This is a genomic window from Candidatus Syntrophocurvum alkaliphilum (assembly GCF_009734445.1).
Classification (GTDB): Bacteria; Bacillota; Syntrophomonadia; order Syntrophomonadales; family Syntrophomonadaceae; genus Syntrophocurvum; species Syntrophocurvum alkaliphilum.
The window spans coordinates 2131367-2154140 of record NZ_CP046457.1 but is presented as its reverse complement, the minus strand read 5'-3'; the positions used below and the strand labels follow the sequence as shown (position 1 = coordinate 2154140).

Genomic DNA, 22774 nt, shown 5'->3' with positions numbered 1-22774 from the left:
TATAGAAAGCTTTAAAAACAAAGGGTTTGGACTTAATCATTTTTGTTTAGCCCAAAACCTTGTCTTACTCATTTTCCTCTTCATCATTATCTATTTTGTAATCCGCATAAATAGCTCTAATTTCCTCAAATGCATCTTCAAATGCTACTACTGCCAAGGGGTCAAGAAGTGTACCTGTAGTGCGTTTTACTTGTTTTAAAGCTTCATCTAACTCTACTCTTTCTTCTTCAGGACATAGGAAAGTCATGGCATCAAATATATCTGCTACCGCTATAATCCTAGCTATGAATGGTATGTCTGTCATTTTAAGTCCTTCTGGATAGCCAGTGCCATTATATCTTTCATGGTGGTATAGTATGCCATGCCTTATTTCTTCCCACTGCCAACCTTCCGGTAAACAGGCAGCACCATTAACTGTGTGCTGCTCAATAGGATCTAATTTGTATTCATCTTCATCTTTTATTAACCTTATATCCGGTAAGTTTATTCTGCCTATATCATGGAGTAGAGCTGCATAGTATAGGTTTTTTAGTTCTTCATCTGTCATAGCTAGTTTTTCCCCAATTTCATAGGAAACTAAAGCAACTCTTTCTGAGTGACCTGCAAATATTTTATTTTTACTTTCTACTGCAGTGATTAATGATCTTATAATATTAGCATTAAACTCTGCATCTGATTTTTTTTCTTTGTTAGCATTTATTAAAACAGCTAACTGTTTGCAAAATTTATCAAGAATCTCTACACTTCTCCATTTAAATACTTCTTTTTTGTTTAAACCACCACAAAAACCAATAGTTTCACCTGCTAATTTTATCGGTACTAAAACCAATGATTTCATACCTTCTTCATTTAGTAAGTTTTTTTCTAGTCTCTCTTCCTTATTTATATCAACAATTAAAATCGCCTTAGAATCATTTAATAAAGGTGATAGTGATTTTCTTAGTAATTCAGGAGCTATTTTTACATCTGATGATATACATACTTTCTCATTTTCATTTGATATATAAAATGCTAAATCTGTTTTTATCAATGACTTGACCATAAGAGTAACTTCATTCATATCATAAGGTTTGGTGTTACTTAGGTTAAGCTCTTTACTTATTTTAGACAAACGGTATAAATCATGAAGCTGTTCAAGCCTTTTTTCATTAAGAGAAAATAATGATGTTATAACTAATCCTGCAATAAAGAATAATATTGCATAAACCCAATCTGGTATCTGTAAAGTGGTTCCAATAATTATAACTATAAGTACTGTAGTTATAGTTGCTCCAATAAGTACCGGTGATTTTAATTTCATTGATATTCCTCGCTTTCTTTTTTAGGAAACTATATTTTTCTAATATTCTTCGTTATAACTCATTTTCCTATTAAAACTTTATTATTATGGGATTATTTTCATCTATATTTCTTAAATAAATTCATTTCTATAGTTAAAACTAAAAATAGTATAAATCCTCTATAAAATTCTAGGAGGAAAGGTCATGGATGAAAAAAATGTAAACCTATTAATGTTTAGTGGCGATTACGATAAAGCTCTTGCAGCTTTAATTATTGCTAATGGAGCGCGTGAATTAAATGCTTCTGTCACAGTATTTTTTGCTTTTTGGGGTCTTTTATTAGTTAGAGATCCAGAACAGCTTTCTGATGAAGAAAAAACGGCTTTTGAAAAAATGTTTTCAACAATGACCCCTAAAGGAGCTGAGGCTTTACCACTTTCAAAAATGAATATGGCAGGATTAGGTAAACATATGCTTCTTGATATGATGGATGATAAAAAAACTCCTCACCTTACTGATTTTTTAGATGGAGCAAGAAAAAAAGGAGTAAAATTCTATGTTTGTCAGTTATCTATGGAGATAATGGGTTTTAAAAAGGAGGAACTACTACCTGAAGTGAAAATTGTAGATGTTAAAGAATACTTAGAAGATGCTATGAATGCAGATATGCAGTTGTTCATTTAGTACGTTGAGATGTAAGTAATCAAGTAACACAAAAGTTTAACAAAATAAAAAATGTCAAAAAGCCTATTAGTTTAAAGCTGATAGGCTTTTTTGTGTCAAAATTTTTTTATATTCATAGTATATATAAAACGCTTAATAAGGGTGTGTTTATCATAGGTAATAAGTTTAATTACAAAGCTTTTCGTAAAAACATAATAGGAATTAAAGAAAAGGTTCCTACTCTTAATGGTCGTAATGTACGCTATATTAATTTTGATAATGCTGCTAGTACTCCGGGTTTAAATTCAGTTTACGAACAGCTAAAGGATTTTCTAGCTTGGTACTCAGGTGTTCATCGTGGAACAGGTATTAAATCATTAATAGCCTCTAAAGCCTATGATGATGCTCACGAAATAATAGGAAATTTTGTAAAGGCAGATTTAGATAAAAATACAGTCATTATAGTCAAAAATACTACCGAAGCTATTAATAAGTTATCTTATAGACTGGACTTAAAACCTACAGATGTAGTTATTACTACCTTAATGGAACATCATTCCAATGATTTACCTTGGCGAGATAAAGCTAATGTTGTATATGTAGGTTTAGATAATTTAGGTAGGTTAAACTTAGAGGATTTGGAAAAAAAACTTAAGTCCTATTATCCACGAGTCAAACTATTAGCTATATGCGGGGCTTCAAATGTTACAGGGCATATTAATGATATCCATAAAATAGCTAAAATAGCACACCAGTACAAGGCTGAAATTCTTGTTGATGGTGCTCAGTTAGTACCCCATAAGCCAGTAGATATTAAACCAAATTCTCATCCAGAACATATAGATTATATAGCTTTTTCAAGTCATAAAATGTATGTTCCTTATGGTATTGGTGTTTTAATAGGAAAAAAAGAAACTTTCTTAAAAGGTTCCCCCGAATTTTCCGGAGGAGGTACGGTAAGCTTTGTTACGGAAAATAATGTAACCTGGGCTAATCTACCTGATAAGGAGGAAGCTGGCTCTCCTAATGTATTTGGTACTATAGCTTTAGCTGAGACTATTAAATATTTACAAAAAATGAATATGAAAGAAATAGAGCAATATGAAAACGAACTATGTAAATATGCTATTAAAGAACTATCTAAGATAAAAAATGTAACCGTTTACGGTTCCTTTCCTAGAGTTGGAGTAATAACTTTTAATATAAAAGGATTACCACATAGCTTAGTCGGTGCTGTGTTATGTTATGAAGGAGGTATGGGTGTTAGAACAGGATGTTTCTGTGCTCAGCCTTATGTACGAAATTTGCTTAATGTTGATATGAGTAAATACGAAGGTAAGGAAAACACCCCTTCTGCATTACTGCCTGGGATGGTAAGAATAAGTCTTGCTGCATATAATTCAAAATCTGAAATAGACTATCTATTAAAACTAGTTAAACAAATTGCCAACAACAGAACTCAGTATAATAGAGACTACGTTTTCTCTAAAAAATTAGGCTCATATATACCTAGGTTTAGAACCAAGGGATTTGATATTAATAAATTTTATAATTTAATGTAAATATAGGGCGAATAAACGGACACTCTTATTGGTGTTCGTTTATTTACATATACATAAATTCTCCTTATTTTTAGAATACTATGTTTTAGATATTTGTAAATAAGGAGGAAACATATAATGAAAAAGTTATCTCAGAGTGAGATGATTTCTTTAAGAGAAATGCTTCAAGTTGAAACCAATACTCTTGCTTCTATGAAAGCTATGCAAGAAGCAGCTTCTGATGAACAACTTCAAAGAGTCATGGAAGCAGGTGTTTTAGCTGCTGAAGGAAGAATTAAGGGACTACAGCAATTTATTAGTGAAAATAGGGTCATAGAAACAGAGGGGGTGCATTAAATGTCATTAATAGGTTCAATGATGGGTGATAGCAAAGGAATGAATGACCAAGCTATAGCTAATAATTTAATTTTTGGCTCAAAAGGTATGGCATCTGCATATTTGGCTGTTACTTTAGAGTCTTCAACACCGGAGTTAAAAGCTATGTTTGCTGCTAGGTTAAATCAAATTATTGCAGGACATACTGCATTAGTTGATTTAGCTGTTACCAAAGGATGGTACAAGCCTTATGACATGCCGGAGCAACAGCTTTTTGAAACATATAAACAGTCTGAGTCTATGATGGAAGCATCTAGATAAACTTTATACTTTATATAGCCAAGAACTCGTGTTATTATATTTGGGTTCTTGGTTTTTTTTGTCCTTAATTTTACACCTAACGTTAATTATCAAACCCTCATAATATGTCCATAATTCTGGTATAATATAACCTATTATAATTTAGAAAGGAACGATTAATTTGAACAAAAACCCTATAGTAAATATTGAAACTGCTAATGGTAACATTAAAATTGAACTATTTCCGGAGATAGCTCCTAATACCGTAAATAACTTTATTTCCTTAATTAACAAAGGTTTTTATGATGGGCTAATTTTCCATCGAGTTATTCCTAGTTTTGTAATCCAAGGAGGTTGCCCTGAAGGTCAAGGTACAGGCGGACCTGGTTATAGAATTAAAGGAGAATTTGCAAGCAATGGATTCCCAAACAATTTAGCTCATGATCGAGGTGTTATATCAATGGCTAGAGCTCAAGCACCTGACTCAGCTGGTTCGCAATTTTTTATCATACATCAAAAAGCACCGCATTTAGATGGGAATTATGCGGCTTTTGGTAAAGTAGTAGAAGGAATGGAAGAAGTAGATAGAATCATATCAGTTAAAAGAGATTTCCGCGATAAACCTGAAACTGATCAGATTATGAAAAAGGTTACAGTTGAGACTTTTGGAGTAGATTATTCGGAAGTAGAAAAGCTCTAGTATACCAAGACTGGTTGTTATCTGGGAGGGTTTATATATGCAACCTGTTTTTAATAATGCTAATGTTGAAAAAAAGCCCTATTCTGCTTGGAGCGCACGAATTGTTCAACATCCACTATTCACAAAGTTTATCATCACATTAATCCTTATAAATGCAGTAGTAATTGGTTTGGAAACATACCCAGATATATTCACAGCATATAAAGGGTACTTTATTATTGCTGAAAGTATATTTTTATGGGTTTTTACTATAGAAATAATTTTGCGTTTATTAGCAACAGATAAATGGTATAACTTTTTTAAAGACGGATGGAACGTATTTGATTTTATAATTGTTGCTAGTGCCCATATTCTTGTTAGTGGACATTTTGTATCAATATTACGTATTATTCGTGTCTTCAGAATTTTAAGAGCTATATCTGTGATACCCTCTTTACAAAGGTTAGTAACTGCTTTAATTAAAACAATACCAGCTTTAGGCAATATTTTGCTTTTAATGGGATTAATTTTTTATGTGTTTGCAGTTATGGGTACAATACTGTTTGCTGAAGTTGCACCAGAATACTTTGGAACTTTAGGGACATCTCTACTTGCTTTATTTCAAGTTGTTACACTTGAATCTTGGGCTAGTGCAGTTATGAGGCCTATTTTAGTTGAATTGCCATGGGCATGGATATATTTTGTAGCTTTTATTTTAATAGGTACATTTATTGTCATAAACCTATTTATCGGAGTAATTGTTACTAACTTCCAAGAAATTGTGGTAGAAACTAAAGTAAACAAAGAAGAGGATGAAGAAGAAGATGCCCAAACAGAATTAGAAAGACTATCAAATGAAATTGCTGAATTAAAAGCTGTTATAATTTCGCTACAGGAAGAAAAAGGGGTTTCACAGAAAAACAATTGATAATTTCAAAAATTTTGCAGAATCTAACTAACCCAAGGATGAATTAAATATAATACCACCCTTGGGTTAGTTTATATTTATGTTAGATAAGTCTTAAAACACCTAGTACAATTAAGAGAATTGCTAGAACCCTAACAATTATAGTCATATATTTTATACCTATTCTTTTATAAAACCCCCATGTTGCTAGGGGATAAAGTAAGAAAACAGCCCCAAAAAAAATTATAATAAAAGGAAATATATCTACTTGAAACCCGACCGTATTAAGCGCAATTAAAAACAGGAAAAAAATTATACCTGCTATTCCAATTTTAACAAAATTTTTTGAGCTTATATTATTAAACTCTGCAAATTCTTGAATTTTGTCTGCACATTCATCTGAGCAAGATACTGTTTGCATTTGTTTTAACTCACCATTAACAAGTATTGATGTATTCACCTCATTTGAACTGTCTTTTTTCCTACAATACAAACACCTAGAAATTTCAAACACCTCCACTGCTATGTCATCTAATATAATTATATTTTTGGTAAACCAAATAAAACTTTACTTTATTTCATAAGCTAATTCAACTCTATCGATAAAAGTTTATCCTAATATATTTGAATAATAAAAAAAGTAATATTATTATTCTCTGTTCTACTATACATAAAAAACAATATCGAAAGATAAAATATACCTGAGGTGATTAAAGTTGAAATTAGAATTTGAACGCAATTTAGCAACCTGGGATAGAGGGTTAAGGTTAATCTTAGCTGCAATTCTATTTGTTATCCCTACCATTGCAGTTGTAGGACCAACTTTAACTACAATCTTATATGTTTTAGCCATTATTAATATAGTTGAAGCTGTTATAGGATATTGAGTAATATATGATCTATTAGGTTGGTCAACCTATGATAGAGAATAGTCAATTTAGGACGGGATTTTCCCGTCCTTTGCTATTTCTTTTTTATCTTTGCCCATGTATCTCTTAAAGAGACAATCCTATTGAAAACAAGGTTTTCATTGGTTGATTCTTGGTCTACTGTAAAATATCCTTGTCTAAGAAATTGAAAACGAGTTTCAGGTTCTACCTCTTGTAAAGACGGCTCTACTTTTGCAGTAGCTAATATCTCTAATGAATTAGGATTTATTTTTGATTTAAAATCTAAACCTTCTTCATCATTATCTGGGTTTTCTTGTGTAAATAAGTGGTCATATAAGCACACTTTTGCATCTACTGCATGACTAGCACATACCCAATGAAGGGTTCCTTTCACTTTTCGACCTGCAGTAGGCCCACCACTTTTGGAGTCTGGGTCATAGGTACAGCGAATCTCAACAATTTCACCTGAACTATCTTTAATAACCTCTTCACATTTAATTATATATGCCCCTTTAAGTCTTACCTCTTTATCTGGTGCTAAACGAAAGAATTTTTTTGGTGGATCTTCCATAAAGTCTTCTTGTTCAATATATATTTCTCTAGAAAAAGGTAAAGTTCTAGAGCCCATTTCCGGGTTCTCTGGATTGTTAGTAATTTCAACCCACTCTACCTTACCTTCTGGATAGTTTTCAATTACCAGTTTAATAGGCCTAAGTACCGCCATAACTCTTGCAGCATTTGCATTTAAATCTTCTCTTATACAATGCTCAAGCAGTGCAATGTCTACCATATTATCACTTTTAGCCACACCAATTCTATCACAGAAATCTCTAATAGACTCCGGGGTATAACCTCGCCTTCTAAGACCAGATATAGTTGGCATACGCGGGTCGTCCCAACCAGCTACATACCCTTCTTCTACTAGCTGGCGCAGCTTGCGCTTGCTCATGACAGTATATGTTAAGTTTAGCCTTGCAAACTCTATTTGTTGAGGTCTTCCTTTTACTCCCTCAACTTTGCTATAATCTATGTTATCTAAAAACCAATCATAAAGTGGTCTATGGTCTGCAAATTCAAGAGTACATATAGAGTGAGTAATATTTTCTAAAGCATCCGATAGTGGATGGGCATAATCATACATAGGATAAATACACCACTCATCCCCAGTTTTATGATGAGTTGCCCTTAGTACTCTATAAAGAACTGGATCTCTCATATTTAAGTTGCCAGAAGCCATATCTATCTTGGCTCGTAACACTTTAGATCCATCAGGAAATTCCCCATTTTTCATACGTTCAAATAAATCTAGGTTTTCTTCAACAGAACGGTCACGATATGGACTGTTTTTTCCGGGCTCAGTTAATGTTCCCCGATATTCTCGTATTTCATCAGGATCTAGGTCACAAACATAGGCTTTTCCATCTTTAATAAGTTGAACTGCAAATTGATAAAAGTGCTCAAAGTAATCAGAGGCATAATACAGCCTGTCTTCCCAATCAAAGCCCAACCATTTAACATCACGCTTTATAGAATCTACATATTCAATATCTTCTTTGCTGGGATTAGTGTCATCAAACCTGAGGTTACACAGCCCTTCATTCCTCAATGCTAGGCCAAAGTTTAGGCAGATGGATTTGGCATGGCCAATATGTAAATATCCATTTGGTTCGGGAGGAAACCTTGTATGAACTCTACCCTCATTTTTATTATTTTTTATATCTTCGGTAATAATGTTTTGAATAAAGTTTGTTGGTAATCCTAATTCACTCATATAAAAGTTCTCCTTTATAAAAAATTATCCAATATAATTATTAACATTAAAAACCTTAATTATTAACTATAAGGCATAAGTTACTTTAATAAAATATTTTACCATTTAATTTTTACTTTGAATGATAAATTTAATATAAAACCTTATTAATTAATAGACACAGACTTCACTGACTAAAGTGATTAACACAGACCTTGATATTCTTTAATTATTCTATTGGTATCTTTAGATGACATAATTGATGACATTACTGCTATGCCATCAGCACCAGCATTTATTACCTCTTTTGCATTTTGAGGTGTAATTCCACCTATTGCTATTACCGGTATATTTACTTTTGCTTTAATATTACGTATGAATTCAAGGCCTTTTGGTTCTAAATCTTTTTTACTATCTGTTTTATAAACATGCCCTGCTAATAGGTAATCTGCACCATTATTTTCCGCTATAATTGCTTCTTCTACACTATGTATAGAAACCCCTTTAGTTCTCGGGAAATGTTTAGAGGCATTTATAAAGTCTTTAAAACTAGAATGATAACCGTCAGCTTTAGATTTTATAGCTACATCAAGGTTGTTATTAACAATTAATAATGCGTTATTTTTTTCGGTTACCTTCTTGATTTCCATGGTAATTGGGTAAAGCTCCTCAAAGTTTAAATCCTTTTCCCTTAGTATTACTGCATTCGCTCCTGCTTCAACTGATTTTTTTACCACATTTAATAAATTATCCTCTTTTATTAGATGTCTATTAGTTACTAGGTAAAGCATCATTCTTTAATCCTCTCTTAAAATGTTAACACTTTTACCTTCCATAACTTTGTTCATATTACGCATAGAGCACATTTTTCCACACATCGTACAGCTATCACTATGTTCAGGCATTGATTCTTCTCTATACCTCCTAGCTTTTGCAGGGTCTATGGCTAATTCAAACATTCTTTCCCAGTCTAGTTGCTGCCTAGCCTTACTCATTTCATAATCCCATTCTTTAGCCCCTTTAACATTTTTAGCAATATCACCCGCATGAGCTGCTATTTTCGATGCTATAATTCCTTCTTTCATATCTTCTAGGTTGGGAAGTCTTAAGTGTTCGGCAGGAGTTACATAGCATAAAAAGTCCGCACCATGACTAGCCGCAATAGCTCCACCAATTGCACTTGTAATGTGATCATAACCAGGTGCTACATCAGTTACTAATGGCCCTAATACATAAAAAGGAGCTCCATGACATAATTTTTTCTCGATAACCATATTGGCTTCTATTTCATTTATAGCCATATGCCCCGGCCCTTCAATCATTACCTGTACATTTCTCTCCCACGCCCTTTTAGTTAACTCACCTAGAATCATTAGTTCTTTTATTTGGCTAGCATCAGTAGAATCATTTATACTTCCGGGTCTACAGGCATCTCCAAGGCTTAAGGTTAAATCGTATTTTTCACATATATCTAATAGTTTGTCGTAGTGTTCAAAGAATGGATTTTCTTTATTATTTAGCTCCATCCATGCATACATTAGTGCTCCACCCCTAGAAACTATGTTTGTTAAACGTGAGTTTCTTTTAAACACTTCTGCTGTTTCTTTGTTTATGCCCGCATGTATAGTAACAAAATCAACTCCATCCTGAGCATGTTTTTCAACTACATCTAAAAATTCTTCTGATTTTATTTCACTTAGTTCTTTATCATAAAACCCTATCGCATCATATACAGGAACAGTGCCAATCATAGCTGGTGACATTGCAATTACTCTTTGCCTAAATTCTTCGGTTTTACCATATGAGCTTAAATCCATTATTGCTTCAACCTTCATATCTAAAGCCACTTGTACTTTTTCTAATTCAGCTTCAATGTTAGGACAGTCTTTAGAAATTCCTAAATTTACATTTATTTTGGTTTTCATACCTTTCCCTATCCCTTCTGGGTCAAGGTTTTTATGGTTTTTATTAGCTGGTACAATAACTGTTCCTTTAGCCACTAACTCAAGCAAATCTAAAACATTCATTTGCTCCTTTTTCGCCACTATCTCCATCTCTTTAGTAACTATACCTTTTCGAGCCGCATCCATCTGTGTCGTATACATTTTTACTCATTCTCCTTTTTTTGTTTAATATTTCTAGGTTATTTATTCTAAAAACACTATTTATCACTTTCTACATTACTTATATTTGAATGATAATTATTAATTTTTAATTCTCAATTTTTAATTATGGTAGGGAAACAAAGTTTCCCAATTTTTATAATAAAAAAGGAAACGTTAGTTTCCTAACAATAATTAAGAATTTAAAATTGATTCTGCTACAAAAAGTAACTACAACAAGCTTAAGGCTGAGCAAACATGTTTATCTAAGTCCCGAATAGCAAGGCGTGGTGCATAGATCACGGCTAAGTATAAATAAAAAATCATTTTAGATAATAAGTGCTAAGCTAAAATGGAGGTAAAGACCGATGAGTGGCGTGATAAACATGTTTGCTCAGCCGATTCCATAGTCTAAGTTTAGCTTTTTGCAGTGGAATCAAAATTTAAAATTCAAAATTAAAACATCTTGCTTTATCCAAAACTTATTGGCTTTTTTAAAAGTTTTTTTCTATAAATAAAAAACTGCTTCCCTACGTAATTTGCATCCAATTTTTGAATACTGGTTGAAAACCTCTTTCTCTTATAGCATCTCTTATCTCATCAACACTACGTGTATCACTTATTTCAAATTGTCCATCTCCATCAATACAGCTACTGTGACCACCTACTTCGGTTGATACGCCTGCAGACATTTTGGTTACTCCTAAAGGAATTAGATGGTTTCGTAGCTCTTGTTTTTCCCTTGTAGATATAGTAATCCCTAAATACGGCATAAATATCTTAAGAGCTAACATTATCTGTACCAAATCCTTATCACTAACATGTACTACCTGCTCAAAGCTACCCTTATGTGGTCTTAAGCGTGGTAGTGATACACTAGTTTCTACATCCATATATGTACTTTGTAAATAATTTGCATGTAAACCTGTAGTAAAGGCTTCTTTTCTCCAATCATTTAAGCCTAATAATGCTCCAATGTTTACACTTCGTATCTTTGCTTTACAAGCCCTTTCAGGAGCATCTAGTCGGAAGTGATAGTCTTTTTTAGGACCGGAAATATGTACCTGGTCATAGATTTTTTCATTATATACTTCTTGGTATATAGTTAACCCGTCTACCCCGGCATCTATTAGCTGTTTGTATTCTTCTTCTGTTAGTGGATAAATTTCTATAGAAATAGAGTCAAAGTATTTTTTTAATATTTTTACAGCTTCAGTAATATATGAAACAGGAGTATCCTTTCTAGATTCACCTGTTAAAACAAGAATGTGTTTTAGCCCAGTAGCAGATATAGTTTTAGCTTCTTTATCTATTTCTTCCAACGAAAGTTTATGTCTACTTATGTTATTAGCAACACTAAAAGTGCAATAAGAGCAATGGTTTGTACAATGATTAGCTAAATACATTGGCGTATATAGCAAAACAGTTTTCCCAAAGTGTTGTAATGATGCCTGATGGGCTCTTCTAGCCATATCTTCTAAGTAGTTAGCTGCTAAAGGTGACAATAGTGCTAAAAACTCTAGTTCACTTATCTTACTCTTACTAATAGTTCTTAAAATATCTGCTTCTGTAAGGTTTTTAAAAAAAGCCTCATGCTCTATGTTTTTATAGTTCGAATAATACTCGTAAAAACTCATTATAAATCCCCTTCATGTAAAAAACCTGTTAATGGTGATGATGCACTTGCATAAACTTTTTCTGGTCCTGTTTTAGCTAAATACGCCATTCTACCAGCCTTTACTGCTAGTGCAAACGCCTCTCCCATATTTACTGGGTCTTGTGCTGTAGCAATAGCTGTATTAACTAAAACTGCAGCGGCTCCCATTTCCATGGCCTCAGCCGCTTCAGATGGCTTACCAATACCTGCATCTACAATAATAGGTAAATCTATTTCATCTATCATTATTTGCACTAATTCCTTAGTCCTAATTCCTCGATTACTGCCAATCGGTGCTCCTAACGGCATAACTGCGGCTGCTCCTGCATCTGCCATTCTTTGAGCTGCCTTCAAATCTGGGCTCATATAAGGTAGTACCACAAACCCTTCTTTAGCTAGTATTTCTGTAGCTTTTGTGGTTTCGTAGTTATCTGGAAGCAAGTACTTATTATCAGAAATAACCTCAATCTTCACCCAATCACCACAGCCCATAGCTCGTGCTAAACGTGCTATGCGCACAGCTTCTTCTGCATTTCTTGCTCCTGAGGTATTAGGGAGTAATATGCATTCCTCTGGTATATGTTCAATAATATTGTCCTGTTTTGACTCCATGTCTACTCTTCTTAGAGCAACTGTTACTACCTCTGTTCCACTTTTCTTTATAACCTCAGGCATGACTGCATCATTAGCATATTTACCTGTACCTATTAACAACCTGCTATTTAGAGCAGTACCACCTATCATTAATGGATCCATATAATCACTCCTATGTTAAATATCTTTTTCACCCAATATTAGTCGCAAAACCATATTAGCCTGATGATTAGCAGCTATCCCTACACGTGGTGCCATTAGACCACTACCGGGTTTAGCTTCAGAAGTATCATCTCCTACTAAATAAAAATTTTCCCTAATTTTTTTGGTAGTAATTAAATTATTGGAAAAATAGCCTGCCATACCCGATGCTGCTACAATTGGTTTGTTAGGCAAACTTTGCAAAACTATATTAACTAGCTCTGCTTTGCTTTGTGGATTATCAAAGGCTTCTACAATAATATCTACATCACTAAATACCTCTTTAATGTTTGTACTATCTAAGTAAGCATCTTTAGTTTCCACCTCTACAAAAGGATTAATCTGTGCTATCAATTCCTTTAATGCTTCAGTTTTAGGCATTCCAATATGGTTAATAAAATATTGTTGCCTATTAAGATTGCTAGGTTCTACTATGTCAAAATCAATTAGTAGTAACCTCCCTATACCAAGTCTGGCTAATGAAACAGCTACATTTGAACCTAACCCCCCTAAACCAGCTATACCTACAAATGCTTTTTTCACACTTTCGTGTACTCCCGGAGTATGACGGGCTACTAGTAAGGATTCCATCTCTTCTTGTGAAGGAATTTCTCCTCTTTTTATAAGGGTTATTTTATCTCCATCTTTTAAAGGATAATCTTCCTTTACTATAAAACCATTAAAAACAACTATATCTGCATCAGGCTTTACTTCATCTCTTAGTTGAAATGCTGTTGTTCCCGATGAAACGAAGTGGCTCTTTTCATTCAACATTATTTTCATTTAACCGCCCCCTACAAAGGCAACTATCTCTACAGAATCACTATCAGATAAAATATGTTCATCATATCTATCTTTTGAAACAATATCTAAATTAACTTCTACAACCACCTTATCTGGATTAAGGTCTAGCTTTTGCAAAAGCTCATTTACAGTAATATCTTTTTCAAACTTCATTTCCTTACCATTAACTATCAACATTAAGTCCTCCTTTGCCTTAAAATAAAAATACAAATCTATAGAGATTTGTATTTAAAAAATATCAATCCCTACGTTGGCATTATCCAAATCAGGTATAAGGGTCAGAGATAACATCTCTTTCTCAGCCTATCCCTATAAGCTCCCCTTGATGTATATTTATTTTTCCATGTTACAGTTATATAAAACCAAATAATTAAATAATTATCAGCGTTAATCAGCGTTTAATTACCAAATACTACTTAACAAAATTAAAAAAACAGCTTACCGATAGGTAGCTGTTAAAATTCATTAAAATCTTATATGCTTCCCTACGGTAGTATTAACTACATCAGGTTCAAGGGTTAGGAAAAACCTTCTCAGCCAGTGTGGCACCCCTAGCTATTTTTTTTATTACTATATTTATAATCTAAAAATAATACTTTGTAAAGATATTTTATTTTCTACCTCCCATCATCCTTATCTTTTAGGTGTTGTTCCATCATTCTTTCTAATTTTTTTATCTTTCGTTTTTCTTTTTCTTTTTGTCTGTGTAACTCTTCCTTTAATTCCTTGTTTATAGACACAATCATCCCCAGCATGATAATAGCAAAGGGTAGGGCCGCAATTATTGATGCTGTTTGTAATCCTTCTAAACCTCCACTCCAAAGAAGTGCAATTGCTATACCTGATTGAAGAATCCCCCACACATACTTAATTCTTTTACTAGGATTTAGCACTCCCTGAGTAGACAAAATTCCTAATACAAAAGTAGCTGAGTCTGCAGAAGTTACAAAAAAAGTTATTATTAAAAGAATTGCTAATACCATAAGGACAAGCCCAAACGGAAATTGTTCTAAAGTTATAAATAAAGCTGAGGTTATATCATTATCTACAGCTGTAGAGATAGCTACACCCTGAAACTTTTCTAAGTAAAATGCAGCTCCACCAAAAGTAGCAAACCATAAAGCTCCTAAGGTAGAGGGAACGAAAAGAACACCTAGAACAAATTCCCTAATTGTTCTTCCCTTGGAAACTCTAGCAATAAAAGTGCCTACGAATGGTGCCCATGCTATCCACCAAGCCCAGTAGAACAAAGTCCAAGAACCTATCCATTCACCATCCGCAAAAGGAGTTAAGCGAAAGCTCATAGGTATAAAGTTTCCTAGGTATCGCCCTATTGTTGCAGTAAAGTTTTCAATGATAAATAATGTAGGTCCTGCTAGTAACACGAATAAAAGTAATACACCTGCTACAGTTAGGTTGACATTGCTTAAATATCTAATTCCTCTATTTAAACCTGTTGATGCAGATATCATATATAAAATAGTAACTATAAATATAATTATTATCTGTACTGTAATTATATTGGGTGTGCCTAAAAGGTATGAGAAGCCACCGCTTATTTGTAGTGCCCCTAATCCTAATGAGGTTGCTACACCAAAAACTGTTGCTATAACTGCAAGGCTATCTATAGCTTTACCTATGGGACCATTTACTTTATCACCTAGTAATGGCCTAAATGCCGTACTTATTAGTCCTGCTTCTTCCTTGCGAAACCGATAATATGCAAGAGTTAATGCAACGATAGCATAAATAGCCCAAGGGTGAAGTCCCCAGTGGAAAAACGAGTAGCGCAGTGCTATTTCAGCAGCCTCTGTGGTTTCAGGTGTTATACCTTCAGGTGGTGTAAGGTAGTGCATAACAGGTTCAGCTACACCCCAGAAAACCAACCCTATTCCCATTCCTGCAGAGAATAACATACCCAGCCATGTATAGAAATTATATTCTGGTTCATCTTCGTCTTTGCCTAGCTTTATTTGTCCATATGGCCCAAAACCTAAAAAAATAACAAATAAAACAAAAATAAATGTAGCAAAAAGATAAAACCAACCAAATGTATCAATTATATAATTTAATATTTGCTCTGTTCTATCAGCTAAACTTTCTGGTAAAAGTATTCCCCAAAGCACAAATAGTGATATAACTGCTACTGAAAAATAAAAAACTACACCAAGCTTATCTTTTTTCATAACTGTTATTACTCCTAGTTTTAAATTTAAAAAAAGACTTTCTCTAGTTTGTGCAATAATAAAGTATTTCTTTCTGTTAATTTAAATTAGTATAAAGAATGCCTAGGTTTTTACTATTATTTTTAAATATTTAGCGGACTTAGCAGGAATATTTTGCTAGATTGTCGAAATAGAGAATCTATTGAATACAACCACCACTGTGGATATATCAAATAAGGAGAGATATGAAAGTGAATATGCGATATAAAAAATTTTCTTCAGTAATTTTAATTTTTTTCTTTTGTTTTACTATCTTTTTTTCTTTTCCCCTAGAAAAAAGCTTGGCCTCTACTAATAGTCCGTATACAGATGTAAACGATACTCATTGGGCTTTTAGTGATGTTGTAAAAATGGATTTACGAGGTGTTGTAACCGGATATGATGATGGAAGTTTTAATCCAGATAAAGCGGTAACACAACTTGAAGCCCTTTTAATGGCTGTAAGAAATATGGAAGTTGAAGACCAACTTGCTTTGATAGATACAAATAAGTCTATTCCTTTTGATGTACCAGAGTGGGCAGAAGAAAACTTTAAAAGAGAAATATTATTTGCTATTGATCAAGAAATAATTATACCTACAGAAAATAGATTTAGCTCTACAGCTATTGCAACAAGAGCCTGGATGACACAACTAATGGTACGTATGATTGATAAAGATGATGAAGCGCGGTTATTAATGGACAAAACACCAGACTTTTCAGATGCTGGAGCAATACCTAGTTGGGCTAGGGGTTATATAAATGCTGGTGTAGAGTATTCACTTATTTCTGGCTACCCTGATAATACCTTCAAGCCTAATCAACTCGTTACAAGAGCTCAAAGTGTAGCTTTGCTAAGTAGAAGTGAACAATATTTAGACTTAAGTAATTCTATTGCCGAAGGTAGGATTTTAAGTATTAATAACTCTAGAGTCAGCATTTCTGCTGATGGAAGAATACATACTTTTAGTATAGATTCTGACCCTTGGGTTTTCGATCAAGATGATAAAGTATGTACAATAGATAATTTAAGAACAAATAACACTATTAATGTGCTTACTGATGGAAATACAGTTAAGTTAATAGATTTAATTGATAAAGATGTGTCCTCAACCTCAGTTAAAGGTACAGTTATACATGTAATACATGATGAAAATGTAATTGTAATAAAGGATTCAAATGAGAAAATATATACCAAAACATTAGACTCTTCAGCAGTATTTGTTAATCAAAGTGGTCAACAATTTGAGTTTTCCCAAGTTGTTCCTGGTAGCATAGTAGAGCTGGAGCTAAGTTCAGATAATAGGGTTATTTCAGTTACTGTTAGTGATGACAATGTAAGTTTTTCTAACCATGGTGTAATCTATGATATAGAGCCAAGTCAAAACTTATTAATTCTAAGAGATGCCAACAATAACTTTGTAACTTATGTTTTTTCAGATAAAACAGAAATAAATATTGAAAATGTGAGATTTCCTAGTATAGAAGATTTGCAAACTGGTGATGAGGTTAGAGTAGCTACTGAGGGAACAGATTTATTAGAAATTGAACTATTAAAAGCACAACAAGAAATGACTATTTCAGGCAAGATTATTGTAGTATCAAGTGAAAATAACTTAATTGTAGTTGAAGATAATGAAGATATCCATACCTTAACAGTATCAAATGATGTAGAAGTAAATATTCCTGGAACTAGTTCTTCATCTTTAAGTAGCATATCTGTTAATGATGAAGTAGATTTAAGAATTGAAGATGGTAATGTAGTAGAGTTAAATGTTACTAACAGAGGTGTTGAAGAAAATGTTAAGGGAAGTGTAATGGCTATAGACACTAGTAACTATGTGATAGTTATTAGAACAGAAGATGATAATACTAAAACATATGAGGTAAGTGAATTAGCTGAGTTTTCAATAGATGATCGTACACGTTACGACTTATCTTATATAGAAAGAGATATGAAAGTTGAACTAGAACTATTAGATGATAAAGTAATATTTATAGAAACTAGAAATACTATTGAAGGTACTGTAGCTTCTGTTAACCCTGATCGCAGGTTAATATCTATTAGCGATAACGGTGACTCTTCTACCTATATTATTTCACGTGATGTAGATGTTAATATACGTGACATCTCAAGACCAAGGGTTAGAGATATAGATAGAAATGATTACGTTGAACTAAGGCTCGATAGTGATGAAACTGTTAAAGAAATAAATGTTGAAACTGAGCTTATATATGAGGTAAACAGGATATATGAAAGTAGTGAACGTTTACGAGTTGAAGACGATGATGGTAATACAAGAAACTTTTATTTAAGTGATAGATTTGATGTATATATACCTGGAGTTTCCTCACCACAAATAGAAGATTTTAGAGTAGAAGATATGATTAGAGCTACCTACTTAGGAAATCGTTTAACCAAGATAGAAGTAATGCCAATTGTTCACGGTAAAGTAACTAACATAAATAGTAATAATCAAACATTAACCATAAGAACATATGATGGAGATAATAGAACATTTGACTTTAGTTCTGATAGTAAAATCATTGATGGTAACAGCGAATCTGATAGATTAAGCTATTTAGTTTACGGAGATAGAGTAAAAGTTGAAGAAAACATCGATGGATCTCAAAATTATTATATTATGCATAAACATACTGCCAGATTTGAAACTACAAATGAAAATAATACTAGAATATTTGTATATAAAGATGGTAGTTACTCATTCTATAACCTAGTTAATAACTGTTATGTTCATTCAAATAATGAAATTATACGTCTTAGACATTTAGAAAGCAATGATATAATTGATTTTTACATGTTTGATAATAGAGTTTATGAAATAGAAAAAAGATAGAAACCTTTTTAAAAGCGAGGATATTAAACCTCGCTTTTTTTATTGTATATCCTGCTTATTAAAGTAGATAATAGTAATAAAAACACTTATAAAACCAGTTAATAATATACTTGCCCAGGAATACCAAAGAGGATAAGCGGAAACCTCTACTAATGGATTTAGTATTCTTATAGGGGCAGACCAAGGATATAATCCTAAGTATTCTGAGTTAGATAAAACCAAGCTAACTATCACTATAACTATAGCAAAAGCTATGGATGCCACATAACTTTTAAAAACTTTAGTTATAAAAACTATAGGCATTACTAGTAAAAACATAAAAAATCCTGAAAGAATGTATATATTAAATGCATATAAAATGTTTTCTAAACTAAGAGCTCCAAAACCTCCAATTAAACTAAGTAACAAACATAATACCAAGGCAAGTATAGTCAACAGCATTATCCAAAATAGTATTAATAAATACTTACTTAAAAGTAGCTTTGTTCTGCCTACAGGAACAGTCAGTAAGTTTTTCAACGTATCATCTTCATATTCTCTGCTAAAAGTATAAGTTGCAAGCAATCCATATAGTAAAACTCCAACAAGCAAAGTAATAAAAAAGATTGTCTGTTCTGCATATATTATAAAATTAACTTCAACTCCAACATCCATATTTGTTTTTCGAATTGCGTTAAAAATTAAAAAGTTAATAACTGGAACAACACTGGCACCAGCTACTGTAATAATTATCATATAAGAACGCTTTAGCTTCAAAATTTCTGTATATAATAAATTAACCAATTGGACCACCACCTGTTAAGCGAATAAAATATTCTTCTAAGTTATCTTCTTTCATTACTAACTTTGTTACCTCTATGTTATTCTTAACAAGCACTTTATTAATCGTTGCTGGAGAGTAGTCTAAATTATATATTCTTAATTCACTATTCTCCATTACCTTATAATCTAAAATACTAAGTTCTTTTTCCAATATCAATATTGCTTGAGATAATTCTGAAGTTTTAATTTGTAAATATTTATCACTATTATCATGTAACTGTTGTAGATCAATTTGTTTTAACAATATCCCTTCATGAATTATTCCTACACGATTAGCTATTTGTTCTATCTCACTAAGAATGTGACTAGACATAAAAATGGTAATATCTCTTTCTTGGGATAAGTTTTTAATCATTTTTCGCATCTCTTTTATTCCAATGGGATCCAATCCATTAGTAGGCTCATCTAAGATCAAAAATTCAGGATTATGTTGAATTGCTCTTGCAATTCCTAATCGTTGTTTCATTCCTAGAGAATATTTTCTTACTAATTTATTATGTTCCCCATTTAAGTTAACTAATTCTAAAGCTTCATGTACTGCATTTGTTTGAGCTATGCCCATTAATTTTGCATTAATTCTTAAATTTTCTTCTGCTGTTAAATTGGGATAAAAACCAGAATTCTCTACTATAGATCCAATTCTTGATAGTATTTCTTTTTGGTTATTCTTTAAGTCTTTTCCAAACATTTCAATATAACCATCAGTAGGTTTAATTAACCCTAGTAGCATTCTAATAGATGTTGTTTTCCCTGCACCATTACGACCTAAAAATCCATATATTTCACCTTTATAGACTGTCATATTTAATTGGTTTACTGCCTTATATGATCCATAGTGTTTAGATAAATTATTTGTTTTAAGTATCTCTTCCAAAAAAACACTCCTAAAATATAAAAGATAACTTTAGATTTTTATAATAGTCAGATGAATAAGTAAATTTAATATTCACTTATAATATAAAATTTATGTATAACACGCTCTTTGTTTTAAAAAAGAGCTATCCCTGTTTTAGATTTAACGTTACTTTTTATGGTGTAATTTCCATTAAATTTTGTGTCGAACAGACAGGATTTTTATGTTTATTAGAAGAAAACTGTATTGAAATAAAAAACATCTAGAAAGGAATTAAAATATGCAAAAGTCAAAGCTTATATGGGGATCTGTTATATTAGGTGTTTTACTAATAGTAACTATACTTTATTCACAAGGAATATTTAATAGTTTGATGTCAAAAGAACCAAATAAAGACGGGACACCCGTTTTTAAGGATATCGATAAAGAAGATATAGATTGGGAAGAAATTGCAGCTGAAGTAGGTGCAAATGAATTAGGTACTGTTCCCATATTAGTTTATCATTTAATTGGTGAACAGGAGGGACGCTGGACTAGGACTCCTGAAAGTTTTAGAAATGACTTGCAAGAATTATATGATCGCGATTATGTTTTAGTCCCTATGAATGATTATTTAAATGGTGAAATAGATATTCCACAAGGAAAATCACCCGCAATTATTACTTTTGATGATAGTACAACAGGTCATTTTCGCCTTTTAGAAGAAGATGGTGAATTGGTTGTTGATCCCGATAGTGCTGTAGGTATCCTAAAAGAATTTGGTAAAAAACACCCTGATTTTGGACATGTAGCAACCTTTTATATTAATGGTTACCCATTTAGTTCTGAACCGGATCAAAGGCAATATTGGAAGAAAAAGCTACAAATGCTAGATGAATGGGGCTTTGAAATAGGTAATCATACGTTTACTCATAGTAACCTAGGTAGCTTATCTCCCGAGGAAGTACAGGCAGAGATAGCTACTTTAAAAGGGCATGTTAGGGAAGCTATTCCCGATTATGAAATAAATAGTTTTGCTATTGTACAGGATGGAGTACCCGATCCTTATGAAACTATAATTAAAGGTGAACACAATGGAGTTAGTTATGAGCATGCTGGTGTTGTAAAGTGGGCTTGGAGAGATGCCTTCTCACCTTTCCACAAAGATTTTGATCCATATGCTATTGAGCGCATACAAGTTTTTGATGATGATGGTACTAGTAGTTTAACTACTTGGTTAGATAGAATAGAATACCGCCGATATATAAGTGATGGTAATAATGAAATGATCTCTTTCCCAGAAGAATGGGCTGATTATTTAGGTAATGATTTTGATAAAGATATTTATATCTATGAAAAGGCAGACTTGCCAAGGACCCCTGAGAAAGAAGAACAGGCACTAGAGGCAAAAGGAATGCATGTAACCTATTATGCTGCTTCGTCTCAGGATAGGTGGAATAATTATTTAAACTTAGTTGAAGAAACTTCAATGAATACAGTTCAACTTGACTTAAAAGACGAATCGGGTTATATGGGACATACATCCACTGTAGAGCTGGCTCAAGAGATAAGAGCCAGCAAAAATTTTTTGCCTGTTGAGGAGTTAGTAGCTGATTTACAAGAGCGTGGCATATATTCTATTGCTCGTATAGTAGTTTTTCGCGATCCGGTCTTAGCTAGTCAAAGACCTGAGTATATGGTAACTAGAAAAGATGGAGCACCTTTAGATAATGGAGTATGGGTTACTCCTAGATCTAAGGATGTATGGGATTATAATATTGAACTAGCTAAAGAAGCTTATGAAATGGGCTTTGATGAAGTTCAGTTTGATTACATACGCTTTCCCGAAGGAAACGCTGCTTGGGAAGCTGAGTACGGTTCAGAAATAACCGGTACTCGTGTAGAGGTTATTACAGATTTCTTAGCCTATGCCAGAGCAGAATTGGGTTGGGATAAAAGGTTATCCGCAGCTGTGTTTGGTTTTATAAGCTTTGCGGAAGATGATTTAAAAATTGGTCAAAGAGCTGAAAAAATGGGGCCGTATTTAGATTATATGTCACCTATGGTGTACCCATCTCATTATGGGCCTGGTAATTATGGGTTTAATAATCCTAATGCTCATCCATATGAAGTTATAGAAAAATCTATGATAGAATTTCAAGAATTGCTCGAACTCACAGGTTGTGAACTGCGACCATGGCTTCAAGCATTTACTATGGGCCAACCTCGCTATGGCAGAGACGAAATAAGGGCCCAAATAGAAGCTACAGAAAACCAAGGCATAGATTCTTGGCTTCTCTGGCACGCAGGCTCAACATATCACAAAGAACAAATTGTCCCCTAAAGGGGAATTT

Annotated in this window: 21 protein-coding genes and 2 riboswitches; of the genes, 9 read left to right on the top strand and 12 right to left on the bottom strand. The window is 32.9% G+C overall.

The genetic code is table 11. The features are described 5' to 3' along the window. Positions 1-64 precede the first annotated feature (64 nt). Entirely contained in the window at positions 65-1300 is a 1236-nt protein-coding gene (locus SYNTR_RS10400; protein ID WP_156204444.1) for an HD domain-containing phosphohydrolase, read from the bottom strand. Positions 1301-1484: 184 nt separating this feature from the next. Here SYNTR_RS10400 and SYNTR_RS10395 point away from each other — a divergent pair, with 184 nt between their 5' ends. The 6 genes from SYNTR_RS10395 (at position 1485) to SYNTR_RS10370 (ending at position 5727) form a co-directional block, all read left to right on the top strand. Then, positions 1485-1964 (top strand): DsrE/DsrF/DrsH-like family protein, encoded by a 480-nt coding sequence (locus tag SYNTR_RS10395; protein ID WP_156204443.1) that lies wholly within the window; start codon positions 1485-1487, stop codon positions 1962-1964. A gap of 143 nt (positions 1965-2107) precedes the next feature. Beyond that, complete coding sequence (locus SYNTR_RS10390) at positions 2108-3505, top strand: aminotransferase class V-fold PLP-dependent enzyme (protein ID WP_243140189.1); 1398 nt, start codon at positions 2108-2110, stop codon at positions 3503-3505. A 117-nt stretch (positions 3506-3622) separates the two neighbouring features. Continuing rightward, positions 3623-3841, top strand: coding sequence for a hypothetical protein (locus SYNTR_RS10385; RefSeq protein ID WP_156204442.1), 219 nt, complete (start codon positions 3623-3625; stop codon positions 3839-3841). Beyond that, entirely contained in the window at positions 3842-4141 is a 300-nt protein-coding gene (locus tag SYNTR_RS10380; RefSeq protein ID WP_156204441.1) for a spore coat protein, read from the top strand. It abuts the gene before it with no gap. A 160-nt stretch (positions 4142-4301) separates the two neighbouring features. Next, a complete protein-coding gene (locus SYNTR_RS10375) occupies positions 4302-4820 on the top strand; it encodes a peptidylprolyl isomerase (protein WP_156204440.1) in 519 nt (172 codons plus the stop codon). A gap of 37 nt (positions 4821-4857) precedes the next feature. Beyond that, the gene (locus tag SYNTR_RS10370) at positions 4858-5727 is read left to right on the top strand and encodes an ion transporter (RefSeq protein ID WP_156204439.1); all 870 of its coding nucleotides are present in this window, start codon (positions 4858-4860) and stop codon (positions 5725-5727) included. An 82-nt stretch (positions 5728-5809) separates the two neighbouring features. On the opposite strand, the gene SYNTR_RS10365 is transcribed toward SYNTR_RS10370, so the two are convergent. Beyond that, complete coding sequence (locus SYNTR_RS10365) at positions 5810-6199, bottom strand: hypothetical protein (protein WP_156204438.1); 390 nt, start codon at positions 6197-6199, stop codon at positions 5810-5812. 223 nt (positions 6200-6422) lie between these two features. Between SYNTR_RS10365 and SYNTR_RS10360 the strand changes: the two genes are divergently transcribed. Beyond that, entirely contained in the window at positions 6423-6593 is a 171-nt protein-coding gene (locus tag SYNTR_RS10360) for a YgaP-like transmembrane domain (RefSeq protein ID WP_156204437.1), read from the top strand. 76 nt (positions 6594-6669) lie between these two features. Here the strand turns inward: SYNTR_RS10360 and SYNTR_RS10355 are convergent, their stop codons facing one another. The 8 genes from SYNTR_RS10355 to SYNTR_RS10320 all read right to left on the bottom strand — a co-directional run bounded on the left by SYNTR_RS10355 (position 6670) and on the right by SYNTR_RS10320 (position 15890). Next, on the bottom strand, positions 6670-8367 hold the full coding sequence (locus SYNTR_RS10355) for a glutamine--tRNA ligase/YqeY domain fusion protein (protein WP_156204436.1): 1698 nt from the start codon (positions 8365-8367) through the stop codon (positions 6670-6672). Between the two features lie 182 nt (positions 8368-8549). After that, positions 8550-9140, bottom strand: coding sequence for a thiamine phosphate synthase (thiE, locus tag SYNTR_RS10350; protein WP_243140188.1), 591 nt, complete (start codon positions 9138-9140; stop codon positions 8550-8552). Positions 9141-9143: 3 nt separating this feature from the next. Then, a complete protein-coding gene (gene thiC, locus SYNTR_RS10345; protein WP_156204435.1) occupies positions 9144-10451 on the bottom strand; it encodes a phosphomethylpyrimidine synthase ThiC in 1308 nt (435 codons plus the stop codon). A gap of 527 nt (positions 10452-10978) precedes the next feature. Then, positions 10979-12085 (bottom strand): 2-iminoacetate synthase ThiH, encoded by a 1107-nt coding sequence (gene thiH, locus SYNTR_RS10340; RefSeq protein ID WP_156204434.1) that lies wholly within the window; start codon positions 12083-12085, stop codon positions 10979-10981. Then, positions 12085-12861: a thiazole synthase gene (locus tag SYNTR_RS10335; RefSeq protein ID WP_156204433.1), complete on the bottom strand. Its 777-nt coding sequence runs from the start codon at positions 12859-12861 to the stop codon at positions 12085-12087. Before SYNTR_RS10335 ends, thiH begins: the two co-directional genes overlap by 1 nt. A 15-nt stretch (positions 12862-12876) precedes the next feature. Further along, on the bottom strand, positions 12877-13683 hold the full coding sequence (thiF, locus tag SYNTR_RS10330; RefSeq protein WP_156204432.1) for a sulfur carrier protein ThiS adenylyltransferase ThiF: 807 nt from the start codon (positions 13681-13683) through the stop codon (positions 12877-12879). After that, positions 13684-13881 (bottom strand): sulfur carrier protein ThiS, encoded by a 198-nt coding sequence (thiS, locus tag SYNTR_RS10325; protein ID WP_338140458.1) that lies wholly within the window; start codon positions 13879-13881, stop codon positions 13684-13686. Between the two features lie 47 nt (positions 13882-13928). Further along, a riboswitch (TPP riboswitch) is annotated at positions 13929-14037 on the bottom strand. A 132-nt stretch (positions 14038-14169) separates the two neighbouring features. After that, positions 14170-14267, bottom strand: a riboswitch (TPP riboswitch). A gap of 54 nt (positions 14268-14321) precedes the next feature. Next, positions 14322-15890: a glycine betaine uptake BCCT transporter gene (locus SYNTR_RS10320; protein ID WP_156204431.1), complete on the bottom strand. Its 1569-nt coding sequence runs from the start codon at positions 15888-15890 to the stop codon at positions 14322-14324. 236 nt (positions 15891-16126) lie between these two features. Here SYNTR_RS10320 and SYNTR_RS10315 point away from each other — a divergent pair, with 236 nt between their 5' ends. Then, positions 16127-18766 (top strand): S-layer homology domain-containing protein, encoded by a 2640-nt coding sequence (locus SYNTR_RS10315; protein ID WP_243140284.1) that lies wholly within the window; start codon positions 16127-16129, stop codon positions 18764-18766. Positions 18767-18805: 39 nt separating this feature from the next. On the opposite strand, the gene SYNTR_RS10310 is transcribed toward SYNTR_RS10315, so the two are convergent. Both SYNTR_RS10310 and SYNTR_RS10305 read right to left on the bottom strand, forming a co-directional pair. Next, positions 18806-19549, bottom strand: coding sequence for an ABC transporter permease (locus tag SYNTR_RS10310; protein WP_156204429.1), 744 nt, complete (start codon positions 19547-19549; stop codon positions 18806-18808). Beyond that, positions 19542-20462 (bottom strand): ABC transporter ATP-binding protein, encoded by a 921-nt coding sequence (locus SYNTR_RS10305; protein WP_156204428.1) that lies wholly within the window; start codon positions 20460-20462, stop codon positions 19542-19544. Before SYNTR_RS10305 ends, SYNTR_RS10310 begins: the two co-directional genes overlap by 8 nt. 259 nt (positions 20463-20721) lie before the next feature. On the opposite strand from SYNTR_RS10305, the gene SYNTR_RS10300 reads away from it, so the two are divergent. Then, positions 20722-22764, top strand: a complete 2043-nt coding sequence (locus SYNTR_RS10300) for a putative glycoside hydrolase (RefSeq protein ID WP_156204427.1) — start codon at positions 20722-20724, stop codon at positions 22762-22764. Positions 22765-22774: the final 10 nt, after the last annotated feature.

Bases quoted from the DNA above. Each gene is read 5' to 3' on its own strand.
- SYNTR_RS10400 (WP_156204444.1), bottom strand. From the start codon at position 1,300: ATGAAATTAAAATCACCGGTACTTATTGGAGCAACTATAACTACAGTA.
- SYNTR_RS10395 (WP_156204443.1), top strand. From the start codon at position 1,485: ATGGATGAAAAAAATGTAAACCTATTAATGTTTAGTGGCGATTACGAT.
- SYNTR_RS10385 (WP_156204442.1), top strand. From the start codon at position 3,623: ATGAAAAAGTTATCTCAGAGTGAGATGATTTCTTTAAGAGAAATGCTT.
- SYNTR_RS10380 (WP_156204441.1), top strand. From the start codon at position 3,842: ATGTCATTAATAGGTTCAATGATGGGTGATAGCAAAGGAATGAATGAC.
- SYNTR_RS10370 (WP_156204439.1), top strand. From the start codon at position 4,858: ATGCAACCTGTTTTTAATAATGCTAATGTTGAAAAAAAGCCCTATTCT.
- SYNTR_RS10355 (WP_156204436.1), bottom strand. From the start codon at position 8,367: ATGAGTGAATTAGGATTACCAACAAACTTTATTCAAAACATTATTACC.
- thiE (WP_243140188.1), bottom strand. From the start codon at position 9,140: ATGATGCTTTACCTAGTAACTAATAGACATCTAATAAAAGAGGATAAT.
- thiC (WP_156204435.1), bottom strand. From the start codon at position 10,451: ATGTATACGACACAGATGGATGCGGCTCGAAAAGGTATAGTTACTAAA.
- thiH (WP_156204434.1), bottom strand. From the start codon at position 12,085: ATGAGTTTTTACGAGTATTATTCGAACTATAAAAACATAGAGCATGAG.
- SYNTR_RS10335 (WP_156204433.1), bottom strand. From the start codon at position 12,861: ATGGATCCATTAATGATAGGTGGTACTGCTCTAAATAGCAGGTTGTTA.
- thiF (WP_156204432.1), bottom strand. From the start codon at position 13,683: ATGAAAATAATGTTGAATGAAAAGAGCCACTTCGTTTCATCGGGAACA.
- thiS (WP_338140458.1), bottom strand. From the start codon at position 13,881: ATGTTGATAGTTAATGGTAAGGAAATGAAGTTTGAAAAAGATATTACT.
- SYNTR_RS10320 (WP_156204431.1), bottom strand. From the start codon at position 15,890: ATGAAAAAAGATAAGCTTGGTGTAGTTTTTTATTTTTCAGTAGCAGTT.
- SYNTR_RS10315 (WP_243140284.1), top strand. From the start codon at position 16,127: ATGCGATATAAAAAATTTTCTTCAGTAATTTTAATTTTTTTCTTTTGT.
- SYNTR_RS10300 (WP_156204427.1), top strand. From the start codon at position 20,722: ATGCAAAAGTCAAAGCTTATATGGGGATCTGTTATATTAGGTGTTTTA.